This is a genomic window from Novosphingobium sp. PASSN1 (assembly GCF_002278815.1).
The window spans coordinates 22,543-35,270 of record NZ_NKIS01000011.1 but is presented as its reverse complement, the minus strand read 5'-3'; the positions used below and the strand labels follow the sequence as shown (position 1 = coordinate 35,270).

General features: G+C 66.3%; 15 protein-coding genes. 3 read left to right on the top strand and 12 right to left on the bottom strand.

Annotated features, from left to right (window positions below):
- Positions 1-115: 115 nt before the first annotated feature.
- Together CFE35_RS17155 and dksA are read right to left on the bottom strand one after the other, a co-directional pair.
- A complete protein-coding gene (locus CFE35_RS17155; protein WP_292932409.1) occupies positions 116-481 on the bottom strand; it encodes a PilZ domain-containing protein in 366 nt (121 codons plus the stop codon).
- A 249-nt stretch (positions 482-730) separates the two neighbouring features.
- On the bottom strand, positions 731-1,189 hold the full coding sequence (dksA, locus tag CFE35_RS17150; protein WP_292932408.1) for an RNA polymerase-binding protein DksA: 459 nt from the start codon (positions 1,187-1,189) through the stop codon (positions 731-733).
- 259 nt (positions 1,190-1,448) lie between these two features.
- On the opposite strand from dksA, the gene CFE35_RS17145 reads away from it, so the two are divergent.
- Complete coding sequence (locus tag CFE35_RS17145; RefSeq protein WP_292932407.1) at positions 1,449-1,799, top strand: hypothetical protein; 351 nt, start codon at positions 1,449-1,451, stop codon at positions 1,797-1,799.
- Positions 1,800-1,814: 15 nt separating this feature from the next.
- On the opposite strand, the gene CFE35_RS17140 is transcribed toward CFE35_RS17145, so the two are convergent.
- Positions 1,815-2,486: a glutathione S-transferase family protein gene (locus CFE35_RS17140; protein WP_292932405.1), complete on the bottom strand. Its 672-nt coding sequence runs from the start codon at positions 2,484-2,486 to the stop codon at positions 1,815-1,817.
- Between the two features lie 134 nt (positions 2,487-2,620).
- Between CFE35_RS17140 and CFE35_RS17135 the strand changes: the two genes are divergently transcribed.
- Positions 2,621-4,492 carry an ABC-F family ATP-binding cassette domain-containing protein gene (locus CFE35_RS17135; protein ID WP_292932403.1) on the top strand — a complete coding sequence of 624 codons (1,872 nt, stop codon included), beginning with the start codon at positions 2,621-2,623 and terminating at the stop codon, positions 4,490-4,492.
- A gap of 6 nt (positions 4,493-4,498) precedes the next feature.
- Here the strand turns inward: CFE35_RS17135 and CFE35_RS17130 are convergent, their stop codons facing one another.
- The 9 genes from CFE35_RS17130 to CFE35_RS17090 all read right to left on the bottom strand — a co-directional run bounded on the left by CFE35_RS17130 (position 4,499) and on the right by CFE35_RS17090 (position 11,433).
- Positions 4,499-5,260, bottom strand: a complete 762-nt coding sequence (locus tag CFE35_RS17130; protein ID WP_292932401.1) for a ParA family protein — start codon at positions 5,258-5,260, stop codon at positions 4,499-4,501.
- A gap of 116 nt (positions 5,261-5,376) precedes the next feature.
- The gene (locus CFE35_RS17125) at positions 5,377-5,637 is read right to left on the bottom strand and encodes a hypothetical protein (protein ID WP_292932399.1); all 261 of its coding nucleotides are present in this window, start codon (positions 5,635-5,637) and stop codon (positions 5,377-5,379) included.
- A 50-nt stretch (positions 5,638-5,687) separates the two neighbouring features.
- Entirely contained in the window at positions 5,688-6,131 is a 444-nt protein-coding gene (locus tag CFE35_RS17120; RefSeq protein WP_292932397.1) for a chemotaxis protein CheW, read from the bottom strand.
- 26 nt (positions 6,132-6,157) lie between these two features.
- Positions 6,158-6,529 (bottom strand): response regulator, encoded by a 372-nt coding sequence (locus CFE35_RS17115; RefSeq protein WP_054121927.1) that lies wholly within the window; start codon positions 6,527-6,529, stop codon positions 6,158-6,160.
- Between the two features lie 22 nt (positions 6,530-6,551).
- A complete protein-coding gene (locus tag CFE35_RS17110; protein ID WP_292932394.1) occupies positions 6,552-7,115 on the bottom strand; it encodes a chemotaxis protein CheD in 564 nt (187 codons plus the stop codon).
- A gap of 4 nt (positions 7,116-7,119) precedes the next feature.
- Positions 7,120-8,181 (bottom strand): chemotaxis-specific protein-glutamate methyltransferase CheB, encoded by a 1,062-nt coding sequence (gene cheB, locus CFE35_RS17105; protein ID WP_292932392.1) that lies wholly within the window; start codon positions 8,179-8,181, stop codon positions 7,120-7,122.
- Positions 8,178-9,038 carry a protein-glutamate O-methyltransferase CheR gene (locus tag CFE35_RS17100; protein WP_292932390.1) on the bottom strand — a complete coding sequence of 287 codons (861 nt, stop codon included), beginning with the start codon at positions 9,036-9,038 and terminating at the stop codon, positions 8,178-8,180. Before CFE35_RS17100 ends, cheB begins: the two co-directional genes overlap by 4 nt.
- Positions 9,039-9,043: 5 nt before the next feature.
- Positions 9,044-11,176 carry a chemotaxis protein CheA gene (locus tag CFE35_RS17095; protein WP_292932389.1) on the bottom strand — a complete coding sequence of 711 codons (2,133 nt, stop codon included), beginning with the start codon at positions 11,174-11,176 and terminating at the stop codon, positions 9,044-9,046.
- Complete coding sequence (locus CFE35_RS17090; RefSeq protein WP_292932387.1) at positions 11,173-11,433, bottom strand: chemotaxis protein CheX; 261 nt, start codon at positions 11,431-11,433, stop codon at positions 11,173-11,175. The genes CFE35_RS17095 and CFE35_RS17090 overlap by 4 nt, the downstream gene beginning before the upstream one ends.
- Positions 11,434-11,635: 202 nt before the next feature.
- Here CFE35_RS17090 and CFE35_RS17085 point away from each other — a divergent pair, with 202 nt between their 5' ends.
- Complete coding sequence (locus tag CFE35_RS17085; RefSeq protein WP_292932385.1) at positions 11,636-12,667, top strand: chemotaxis protein CheB; 1,032 nt, start codon at positions 11,636-11,638, stop codon at positions 12,665-12,667.
- Positions 12,668-12,728: the final 61 nt, after the last annotated feature.

Sequence of the window (12,728 nt, the reverse complement as noted above, 5' to 3'; positions counted from 1 at the left end):
CATTGCCTGCAAGTACTAGCACGCGGCGGAGCGCGGGTCAGCGCCGGGTATGCCCGCCACCGCCAGAATCCTCAGATTTTTAGCCGGTCTCTTGCCCTGGGGCGCTGGCGCGCGATCAGATCTTGCGCAGGCGGGCCGGGTCAACAGTGGCAAGCACCGGTTTGACGAAGCGCGGCGTGCTGCTCTCGGCCTTGGCGGCGACCGGTTCGCGCGCGAGTTTGGGGTCGATGTCTTCCATGAAGGCGATGCCGAAGCGGTTTTCCTGAATCCACGCGACCACGCCTTCGACCCAGCCGATATTGCGCAAGTTGATCTCCAGCTTTGCGCCGCGGGTCACCTTGACATGGCCCTCGGCCATCATGCCGCCACCCGAAAGGTTGCGCACCTTGACCCGGTGTTCATCGCCGGCGCCAAGCAGGCGCACGTCTGCCATGAGAAAGAGGCTGTCACGCCCCACCTGCCGATGATCGAGTTCAGTCACGCCCGGTTTCCGTCGCATCAGCCCAAAACAGGCTCCCCTGATCGGACCAGACAATCCGGGCCGAACTTCACAAGGAAGCCTCTCGACTTCCACGAGGATTGCTAAGCGATGCTGCCTAACGAAACCTTAAATCGCCGCCGTGTTTACCGGGAAATGCCTAGTGTGTACCGGACCGGGACAGTGTTTGGCGCAATGCTTGCGGGTCGTGTTCGAGAGGCGGGCCTGCTGCCCGCGCGCCCCCGGAGCGCCTCACATATCGCGTGAAATCTTCTCGCGCCGCTCGTGTGCTTCCTGCGCCTCGACCGTCATGGTGGCGATCGGGCGGGCGATCAGGCGGCCAAGGCCGATGGGTTCGCCCGTGACTTCGCAGTAACCATATTCGCCTTCATCGATCCGGCGCATCGCGGCATCGATCTTGGCGATCAGCTTGCGCTGCCGATCCCGCGTGCGCAGTTCGATGCCCCATTCGGTTTCGCTGGAGGCGCGGTCATTGAGATCGGGTTCGCGGATCGGGCCATCCTGCAGCGCGGAAAGCGTACCGGCGGAGGCCGAGAGGATCGACCTCTTCCATTCGAGCAGCAGGCGGCGGAAATAATCCTGCTGCGCCTCGTTCATGTAAGGCTCTGCATCGGAAGGGAGATAGTCGCTGGGCATGGCCCGGCGGGCTTTGGCCAGCACGTCGATTTCATCACCCAACACACCAGCCATTCGGCCCTCCAAGCAGCCGCTCTTGCGCTTCGGAACGCCGTGTCGCCCGCGAATGGACGATCAAGGCATCCGGTTGGCGGGCCTATAGGCAAGTGCCCGAATCCGCACAAGGTTTTCCTAAGCGGAAGGCGCATAGTTGTACCCGGTTCGGACATTCGAGCGGTTTTTTTGCGCGTTAACCACTTGTTGACCATGTTTGGCGACTTTGTGCCTGCATGGGCCAGCCGGATGGTGGCCCTGAGGGACAGGGGTAGAATTGATGACACAGACCTGGATCAAGTTGGTCGCCGAGACCGAGACTTCTGCTGATGGCACCGATTGCGCGGCGACCGATACGCTTGTCGCCACTTGCCTCGCGGCCGCTGCGGCCGGGGACATGGACGCTCTCTTCGATCTGGGTGTGGCGTTCTCCACCGGCAGCCACGGCGCGCCGTGCGATCTGATCGAGGCGCACAAGTGGTTCAATCTGGCCGCGGTGGGCGGACATGAGGAAGCCGCGATGTGCCGCGCCGAAGTTTCGGACGACATGACCGCGCGCGAGATCGCCGAAGCCCAGCGCCGCGCCCGCGAATGGCTGCGCATGACCCGCACGGACAGCCGCGCGGCCTGATCTTCCGCCTGTTTGCTAGGCGTTTACATCGGCATAGTGCGCGGGCGGCTGGATCACGTCCATGCGTTCGGTGAGCAGCGGGCGGAAGCTCGGGCGGCTCTTGAACACGGAATACCAGCTGGCGGCCTGTTCGTGCAGCGACCAGTCGATCCCGCCGAGATAGTCCGCGACGGAAATTTGCGCAGCGGCGGCCAGATCGGCAAGGCTCATCGTGCTCCCCGCCAGCCACGGGCGGTTATCGATCAGGTAATCGATATAATAGAGGTGATCGTTGGCGAGCCGCATCGCATCGCGCAGGACGCGCGAATCGGGTGATTGGCGGTAGACCAGACGCTTCTTCATGCGCTCTTCCAGCAGGGGCTGGGTGACGGCGGCATAGAAATTCTCATCGAACATGGCGACAAGGCGGCGGATTTCGGCGCGGCCCACGGCGGTCCCGTTGATCATCGGGGTCTTGTCCACCGTCTCCTCGAAATATTCGCAGATGGCCCGGCTGTCGATCAGCGTGATCTGCTTTTCCGGGTTGTGGAGCACCGGGGTGCGGCCCGCCGGATTGAGCTTCTCGAACTCGTCGCGATGCTCCCACGGGTTTTCGCGGATGAGTTCATAGGCCACGCCCTTTTCGGCGAGGAGCAGGCGCACCTTGCGGCTGAACGGGCACAGCGGGAATTGATAGATCTGCCACATGCGGCTGACTCATGGACGAGGGCGGGCTGCCAAGTCCAGTGCGGGCTGGCGCGAGGGCGCGGATTTTTCGGAGGATTGTTGGCGGGGCTCACGCCGGGTTTCGCATTGCGGCCGCGCCTGCTAGGGGCGCGCACATGCTGACAATTCAGGGCCTCACCGTGCGACTGGGCGGACGCACCATTCTTGACCGCGCGAGCGCGACAATCCAGCCGGGCTCCAAGGTGGGGCTGATCGGCCGCAACGGCGCGGGCAAATCCACGCTGATGAAGGCGATCATCGGTGAACTGGAGCCGGATGACGGCGGGATCGAAATGCCCAAGCGCACGCGGCTGGGCTATATCGCGCAGTCTGCCCCGGCGGGCACGGCGACGCCCTTTGAAACCGTGCTGGCCGCCGATACCGAGCGTGCCGCGCTGATGGCAGAGGCGGAGACCTGCGAAGATCCGGACCGCATGGCTGCCGTCTATGACCGGCTGATCGCCATCGACGCCTACACGGCAGACGCCCGCGCCGCGCGCATCCTGATCGGGCTGGGTTTCGACGAGGCGATGCAGGCCCTGCCGCTCGACAGCTTTTCGGGCGGGTGGAAAATGCGCGTCGCGCTGGCCTCGCTGCTCTTCTCGGCGCCCGATCTGCTGCTGCTGGACGAACCTTCGAACCACCTCGATCTGGAAGCGACGCTGTGGCTGGAGAGCTTCCTCCAGAGCTATCCCGGCACGATGGTGGTGATCAGCCACGAGCGCGATCTGCTCAACAACGTGGTCGATACGATCCTCCACCTGCAGGGCGGGAAGATCGCGCTCTATGCGGGCGGCTATGACGCGTTCGAGCGGCAGAGGGCTGAGCGCGCGGCGCAGATTGCGGCGGCAAAGATCGCGCAGGATGCGCAGCGCAAGAAGCTGGCGGACTATGTTGCGCGTAATTCGGCGCGGGCTTCCACTGCCAAGCAGGCGCAATCGCGTGCGAAGATGCTGGCAAAGATGCAGCCCGTGACGGCGATGATGGAAGACCCGACGCTGAGCTTCGGGTTTCCGGATCCGGACGAACTGCGCCCCCCGCTGATCACGCTCGATCTGGCGGCGACCGGCTACAGCGCGGACAAGCCGATCCTGCGGCGGCTCAACCTGCGGATCGACCCGGACGACCGCATCGCGATGCTGGGCCGCAACGGCAACGGCAAGACCACGCTGGCGCGGCTGCTGGCGGGGCAACTGGCGGCAAGCGAGGGCGGGATGACCGCTTCGGGCAAGCTCAAGATCGGATACTTCACGCAGTATCAGGTGGAGGAACTGCCGGGGGATTCGACTCCGCTGGAACTGATGACGCGGGCCATGCCGGGCAAGGCCCCGGCAGCGGTGCGTGCGCAACTGGGCCGCTTCGGCTTTTCAGGGCCGCGCGCCGAATCGAAAACGGCGACGCTTTCGGGCGGGGAGCGCGCACGGCTGGCGCTGGCGCTCGTCACGCGCGATGCACCGCATCTCCTGATCCTCGACGAGCCGACCAACCACCTTGACGTGGATGCGCGCGAAGCGCTGGTTCAGGCGCTGAACGACTATGCGGGCGCGGTGATCCTGATCAGCCACGATCGGCACATGGTGGAACTGACCGCGGACCGGCTGGTGCTGGTCGATGGCGGGACGGCCAAGGACTATCCCGGCAGCATCGAGGACTACATCGACTTCGTGCTCGGGCGGAACCAGCCGAAGGGCGATGGCGGCAAGGGCGGCGCTGGCGGCGCGAAGCCGAAGGGCGGGGCGAAAAGCCGCGAGGAAATGAAGGCGCTGCAGAAGGCGGTGAACGAGGCCGAAAGCGCGGTCGGCAAGGCCGAGGCGCGGCTGGCGGCCATCGATGCGGCGCTGGCCGGTTCCGGCAAGCCAGCCGCCGATCTAGCGCGGTTGAGCATGGCCGAACTGGGCAAGCTGCGCCGCGAAGTGGCCGAGGTGCTGGAGACAGCGGAAGCTGCGTGGATTGCGGCTGGCGAGGCGCTCGATACCTTCATGAACTGAGCGCCGTCAGGCCTGTAGCGAGGCCTGCATCGTCAGCTTCGCTTCGATCCCGTCCCACAGGCGCTGCAGGCGGGCGTTCACATCGCTGGCCGCGGCGAACGTGCCGAGCGGGGCGCGGCGCACAGCGGTCTGTTCGATGGCGCTGGCCATGGGAATGACCGGCCAGCCAGCCGCGAAGCCGGTGTGGACTTCGCGGTGCAGTTTGCGCCGGGCATCGTACATCGAGAGCACTGGCAGGATCGGCGGGTGGCGCGGATGTCGTTCGAGGATCTCCTCGCGGATCATCGGCAGCGCGCGGGCCGAAAGCGGCGAGGGGGGCAGCGGCACGATCAGCAGATCGGCGGCGGCGAAAATCTGTTCGCTGATCTCGTTCAGCACCGGCGGGCAATCGATCACGATGCGCGCATGTGTGGCGGCCAGCGCGGCGGCGGTGCGGGCCATGCGCTTGCGCTTGCCGATGCGGGCGAGCGCCGCGGGCAGCCCGCGCATGCTCTGATCCGCCGGGAGCAGCGAAAGGCCCGGATATGGGCTGGGCACGATGAAGTCTGCCGGGTTGCTGCCCTTGATGAACACCGCGGCCGCGTGGCTCTCCGGTGGCTCCTCGAGCCCGAGCAGCCAGCCAGCACCCCCTTGCGGATCCAGATCCCACAGCAGCGTGGAATGACCCGACCGCACCGCCGAGCGCCATGCCATATCGACCGCGAGGGTGGTTTTTCCGACGCCGCCTTTCACGCTGTAGACCGCGATGACCGCCATGGTGCCTGCCATTCCCAAGGAAAGCAGCTACTGTGATCATCCGCCGCGCCAAGCGCAACACGCGTGTTCTGCCATCACATTTTGGCCGTTCCCGATGCGGGACGGCCAGCACGGTCAGCGCAGCACGGTCAGCGCATAAGGCGCATCCGCTCGCGCAGGATATCAAGGCCGATCTGCTCCACTTCGGTTTCGAGGCAATCGGCAAGGAGCAGCTTGGCCAGGCTGCGCTGCTTCTGGGCGATCAGGTCGATCGCCTGCAGGCTGTCCATGTGCCGCATGGCCACGTCCATATCGCCGCAGAGCGACGCGCCAAGCCCTTCGACTTCCTGCGACAGTTCCTCGAGCACCAGGGCGATCTGGCGGTGCGAGGCGGTATTGGCGGGGGCCATCGGCGCAGTTTCCTTGCGTAGTGCGGCAGGTGGATCAGGCGGCAGATTGATCAGGCGGCAGCGGCGAGCTGGGCCCCATCGCTGAGCGCGAAGAGGTTGAGCACCATCACCATCTTGTCTTCGATCGCGGCGAGGCCTTCGAGGAACGGCACCACGCTGTCATTGCCGACACCCGGGGGCGGGGCCTGCAGCGTCTGATCGGGGATAGTGACGATATCGCTGACCGAATCGACGATCCAGCCGCCGACTTGCTGGCCGAGCTGGGTGACGATGATCGCATGGCGCGGAGTCGGCTCCGTCGCACGCCAGCCGAGGCGGGCGGCGAGATCGACTACCGGCAGCACGGTGCCGCGCAAGTTCACCACGCCCGCGACATAGTGCGGCACGCGCGGCAGGCGAGTCGTGGGCGTCCAGGCGCGGATCTCGCGGATCGACATGATGTCGAGCCCGAAGACCTGGCCTTCGACCTCGAAAGTGATGAGTTCGCGGATCATCGTGAGTATTCCTTGGACTTGAGGGATCAGTGCGCCACGCGGCGCACGGCGGCGACGAGCTTGGCGGCATCGAACGGCTTGACGATCCAGCCGGTCGCCCCGGCTTCGCGCGCCCGCGCCTTCTTCTCGTCCGAGCTTTCCGTGGTGAGTACGAGGATCGGCCGGTCGCGGTGGCGGGTGCCTTCGCGCAGGCGCTCAATCAGGCCGAAACCATCGAGCCGGGGCATGTTGATATCGGTGATGACGACATCGACTTCGTTGAGCGCGAGCCAATCGAGCGCGGCGAGGCCGTCTTCGGCCTGCGCCACTTCGAAGCCTTGCGTCGAAAGCGCATGGTTCAGAAGCGCCCGCATGCTCGGGCTGTCGTCTACAGTCAGGATTCGGGTGGTCTGGGTCATGATCAGGCTCGCTTGTTGCAAATCAGAAGAGTTCGACATCGCCAGACGCGCGGTCCGGGCGGGCGGTGGGGTTGACCGGCGGAGCGAGGCGATCCTCGACCGTGCGGCAGCGGATCTGGCCCGAGGCCGGACGGAAATCGACACGGCGGGCATTGGTGCCGCCAAGGTCTTCGCGCATCACCAGGATGCCTTCGCGGCGCAGGAACGCCTGCGCGAATTCGGCATTGGCCGTGCCGATGCGCATCATGTTGCGGTTGACGTTGGCCCCGCCATAGAGATGCGCCTTGAGCCGCGATTTGCGCGCGCCATAGCCGAGCATCTGGTTGACCAGCAGTTCCATGAGATAGACGCCGTAATGCTCGTCCACCGCCGTTGTTGCGGCCAGCGCGGCGGGCGGTTCGGACAGCAGGAAATGGTTCATCCCGCCGACCCGCGCTTCGGGATCATAGAGGCACGAGGCGACGCAGCTGCCGAGCACGGTCGAGAACTCGATATGCGGCTCGCTGCTGACGAGGGCCTGGCCCTGCATCACCGTGACGCGTTCGATGGGGCGTTCCAGAGCACCGGGAATAGGGCGTTCGAACATGGCTTCAGGCCGCCTTGCTGAAGGCGTGGCGGGCGATGTTGCCGATGGGGGCGACCACCCCCGCGGCGCCGAGCGCAATGGCTGCACGCGGCATGCCGAACACAGTGCAGGTGGCCTCGTCCTGCGCGATGGTGCGCGCACCGGCCCGGGCAAGCGCGAGCAGCCCTTCCGCGCCATCGGTGCCCATGCCGGTGAGCAGGATGCCGACCGCGCCGCCGCCGACGATCTCGGCGGCTGAATGGAACAGCATGTCGACGCTGGGGAGGTGGCCCGAGACCGGCTCGCCGTGGCGCAGGCGCTGGTGGAGAATGCCGCTGCGGCCGCCCACGGTGAGGTGCCGGTCATCGCCCGGTGCGATATAGACGTGGCCATCGCGCAGCGGCAGATCGGGCTCGGCGATCACGATCTTGGGCGGGCACGATTGATCGAGCGTGCGCGCGACAGCGGGTGCAAAGCGCGCGGAGATATGCTGGACGACCAGCGTGGGCGGGCAATCTGCGGGAAAGCCGCCGAGCAGGACTTGCAGAGCTTCCACGCCGCCGGTTGAGGAGCCGATAGCGATAAGGCGCGGCCGTTCGATCAGCGTGGGGCTGCGCGGCGCGGTGGAGGTGCGCGGCGGCGTCGGCGGTGCAGGCGGGGCGGGGCGGGTAACAAAGCGGACCTTCGAGGCATCGCGCACGAGATCGGCGAGCTTGCCCTGATCATCGAAGGAATAACCGCCCGCGCCTTCGCCCTTGGCATAACAGCCGACCGCGCCGATCGCGAGCGCGCGGGCCGTGGTTTCCGCGCCCTCATGCGTCGAGCCGGAGACGACGATGACGGGCGTGGGGCGCAGCGCCATGATTTTCTCGAGGAAATCGAGCCCGTTCATGCCGGGCATCTCGACATCGAGGGTGACGACATCGGGATCAAGCTCGCGGATCATCTGGCGGCCTTCCTGCGCATTGGCAGCGGCGCCGACGACGACGATATCCTCCTCGCGCTCAAAGCGGGCCTGAAGAATTGCGCGCATCGTCGGCGAATCCTCGACGATCACGACCCGGATCGGCTTGCTCACACGGCTCATGCCTCACTCCGACGATAGATGGTGGGGCCCGCAGTGGCGAGCATCTGGAGCGCGGGACCAGTGACGCGTTCGCTATGGCCGACATAGAGCCAGCCGCCGGGCACGAGCGCCTCGGCAAAGCGCGCGACAAGGCGCTCCTTGGTGGGATTATCGAAATAGATCATCACGTTGCGGCAGAAGATCACATCGAACTTGCCCTGCATTGGCCAGGGGCCATGCAAGTTGAGCGTGCGGAACCGCGCCAGCGAGCGCACGGTTGGCGCAATTTCGGCATCCTCGCCGGCGGGGACGGTCCAGATGCGCGAGAGGGCATCCGGCACGGCTTTGAGGTCTTCGGCGCGGTAGCGGGCGGCCTCGGCCTTGCGCAGCGCGTGGGCGGCAATGTCGCTGGCGAGCAGGCGCACATCGCCGCGCGCGATGCGCTCCCCGGCAGCGCGATCCGGCCCGAGCAGGGTCATCAGCAGCGACCAGGTCTCCTCTCCGCTGGAACTGCCAGCGGACCACAGCCGCGCCTTGCCGCCGCGCGCAAGGCTGTCGACAAGGCCCGGACGAACATGGCTGGCGAAGTGCTCGAAGTGGTGCGCCTCGCGGTAGAAGAAGGTGTGGTTGGTGGTCAGCGCCATGATCGCGCGGTTGCGCTCGGCAGCGTCCTCGCGGATGCGCAGGATATAGGAGCCGAACGTGGCGCACCCCGAATCGCGCACCAGTGGGGCGAGGCGCGAATAGACCAGCATCGCCTTGCCTTCGGCCAGCACGATCCCGGCTTCGGCATGCGCGATGGCGCTCACCGCAGCGAAGTCTTCCGCGCTATAGACGCCGGGGCTGATCCCGGGCAGCGTTTCTGGGGCGGCCAGCATGATGATTACGCCGCCTCGGCCAGCAATTGGCCTGCGTTCTGGCCGGAAAGGCTGCGCGCGACGAGGCTGTCCACATCGACGATCAGTGCGACCATGCCATCGCCCAGAATGGTGGCGCCCGAGACGCCTTCGACCGAGCGGTAGTGGGTATCGAGGCTCTTGATCACGACCTGACGCTGATCGCAGATGGCATCGACGAGGAGGGCTGCGCGCCCCGCGCCTTCGGTTTCGACGACAATCAGCACGCCTTCATGCGCCTGCTCGATCGCGCCTTGTGCGCCGACTGCGGCGTGGAGCGGCAGCACCGGGATGAACCGCCCGCGCACGTTGATCATCGCGCGGTGCGCGCCCAGGCCCTGCACTTCGGCCTCGGTCGGGCGCAGGCTTTCAACCACGTTGGCCAGCGGCACGACCAGCGTCTGATCGCCGACGTTGACGACCATACCGTCCGAAATGGCGAGCGTGAGCGGCAGGGTGAGCGTGAAGGTGGTGCCGCTGCCGGGTTCGCTGTCGATGGTGATGCGCCCGCCCAGTTCCTTTACGTTCTGGCGCACCACGTCCATGCCGACACCGCGGCCCGAGACATTGGTGACCTGCGCGGCGGTGGAGAAGCCGGGGGCGAAGATCAGGTGATCGATCTCTTCCTTGGAAAGCTGCGCATCGGGGGCAATCAGGCCCTTTTCGACCGCTTTGGCGAACACGCGCTCGCGGTTGATGCCCGCGCCATCATCGGCAATGCGGATCAGGATGCGGCCCGAACGGTGCTCGGCCGAAAGGGTGAGCGTGCCTTCGGCGGGCTTGCCTGCGGCAATGCGCGGCTCGGCGCTTTCGATGCCGTGATCGACCGCATTGCGGATGAGGTGGGTGAGCGGCTCGCCAAGGCGTTCGATCACGGTCTTGTCGAGCTCGGTGCTTTCGCCCGAGACTTCGAGGCGGACGTGCTTGCCGGTGGATGTGGTCAGTTCGCGCAGGATGCGCGGCACGCGGCTGAACACCGAACCGATCGGTTGGGCGCGGATCGACATCGCCGATTCCTGGATATCGCGGGTCAGCCCTTCGAGAACGGTCAGTTCTTCCTTCACCGCAAGGCCATCACCCGCGAGGCGCTGGGCCATCATCGCCTGCGCGATGACGAGTTCGCCGACCGCGTCGATCAGCTTGTCGAGCTTGCCGAGTTCGATGCGAATCGACTGGCCGAGCGCGGGCGGGGCAGGCGGCGCTGCCACCGGGGCAGGCGCGGCGCCGGGCTGCGCGGCATTGGCCGCGGCAGGTGCGGGTGCGGCGGGTGCGGCGCTGGCGGCCGGAGTGGGGGCCGGAGCGGGGCGAATCGCGGGCATCGGCGCATCGCTGCCAACCGCGAGGCCGCAATCATCGCCGACGAATTCGAAGATATCGCGCGCCGCGCCTTCGCTGACATCGGCATCGAGCGCGAACGTCCAGCCGAGGTAGCCGGTGCCGGGATCGAGCGTATCGAGCGGGGGAACGCTGCCGCACTCGCATTCGACGCAGCGCGCGCCAAGCGCGGCGAGTTCGCGCAGGAGCAGCAGTGGTTCGCCGCCATTGCGCATGGCTCCGGCGTGGGGCCGGACCTTGAGCAGCCATGCCGGAGCAGGAGCGGATGGCTCCATCGCGCCGGTAATGTCATCGAGCATGGCATCGAGATCGAAGGGATCGCCGCCGTCCTCATCATCCACGGCGGCCGGAGCAGAAGCGACGGTCAGCGGGGCAGGCGCGGGCGCTGCTTCTGGCACGGCACCCGCATTGGCGGCCTGCGCGGCGGTCAGCTCGGCAAGCAGGCCGACGTCATCGGGCACTTCGCCCAGCCCGCGCGCGGCAGAGACGTGATCGCTCAGCGTATCGAGCGCGCGCAGGAGCAGGTCGATCAGGGGATCGCTGAGCGGGACAGCGCCTTCGCGCACATCGGACAGCAGCGTTTCGAACGTGTGGGTAAACGCCTGGAGTGCGACATAGCCGAACGCGCCCGCGCCGCCCTTGATCGAGTGGACCGCGCGGAACACGGCGTTAACGGTGTCATCGTCCTGTGTGCCTGCGCGGCAGGCAGCAAGGCCCGCCTCGGCGGCAGCCAGCGATTCCTCGCATTCGGCGAAGAAGATGGCCTGGATTTCCTCGGCGTTCATGCCGCTACTCCGTCGAAAAGCTCTGCCTCAAGCCCCAGGTGGCGGGCGGTTTCGCGCAAGGCGTCCGAAGGCTCGATCACCGCGCCATCGCCAGTGCGGCGCGCGCTGACGAGGAGCTGGAGCATGGCCTGCCCGATCTGGGTGCAATCGCGCGCATTGATGTGGAGCGCGCCCGAACCAAGGCCGGCAACCATTTCAGGCAGCAGCGCTTCGGCTGCGGCGCGGTCGCACCGGGGGGGCAGGGTGATCGTCGGCATAGAGGCGGTTTCCCTCGCTGGCCCCCAGGGGAGGCAGGCTGTTCCGTCTGATCTAGAGGGGAAGCGGCAAAGGGCGGCTTGCACCGGAGTTAAGGTGAGATACTTAACGGCCTGAGCAGGATTTGCTGGGGAGCCGCGCGCTAGCACGGGCGGGATAGAGCGCCGCCCTCCTTGCGGTGCCAGCAGGAAGGGTATCCTCCCCATGCACGAAGCCCGGGTTCTCGTGGTCGATGATTCCGCCGCGATGCGCGCGCTGTTTTCCGATATTCTGGACGAGGCGAAGAACGTCCGCGTGGTCGGCGTTGCCGCCAACGCGGGCGCTGCGCGCGATCAGATTGCCGAGCTCAAGCCCAACGTCATCACGCTGGACGTGGAAATGCCGGGCATGAGCGGTATCGAATTTCTGGCCGAGATCATGGAAACCAATCCGCTGCCGGTGGTGATGCTTTCCAGCCTTACGCAGGCTGGCACCGAAACATCGCTCAAGGCTTATGAATTGGGCGCGGTGGAATGTTTTCCCAAGCCGCTGAAAGCCACGCCGGAGCAGTTCAGCAAGACTGTGGGCAAGCTGGGCAAGATCGTGCTGGCGGCAGCGAACAGCAACGTCCACGACCGCAAGGCGCGCACCGATCACAAGAGCGCGGCTGATGCGCCGTTCGAATGGAACGGCCATATCGCGGCGTTCAGCGCCTCGATGGGCGGGATCGATGCGCTGACGACGATTCTGGGCGGCTTTCCCGCCAACTGCCCGCCAACGGTGGTGTGCCTGCAGGCCGAACCGATGGTGGTCGACACGTTCATCAAGCGGCTTGATACCGACCTCAAGTGCAACGTGCGCGCGGCGAAGGATGGTGCAAACCTCACGCCGGGCACGATCCACATCGCTGCCGATCCTGATCGCCACGTGGTGGTAGAACCCGGCCAGCCGGCGCGCATTCGCCTGATGGAGCGCGATCCCGTGGACGGCGCGCGGCCCTCGGCCAACCTGCTGTTCGGCTCCATCGCGCGTAGTGCTGTGCCGTCGGTCGGCGCAGTGTTGACCGGCATGGGCGCTGACGGCGCGCGCGGGCTCAAGCTGATGCGCGATGCGGGGCAGCACACGCTGGTGCAGGACCGCGCAACCGCGATGGTTTCCGAAGCACCGACGGCTGCCATCGAGCTTGGCGCTGCGGACCGCGAAGTAGGCCTTGGCGAGCTTGGCGGCGAAGTGCTGAAAGCCTGCGCGATCGGCTGATCCTTCGCCAAACCTTTACCCCGAGGCGTTTCCATTCCCCCCGGAACGCCGACCCTGGCCC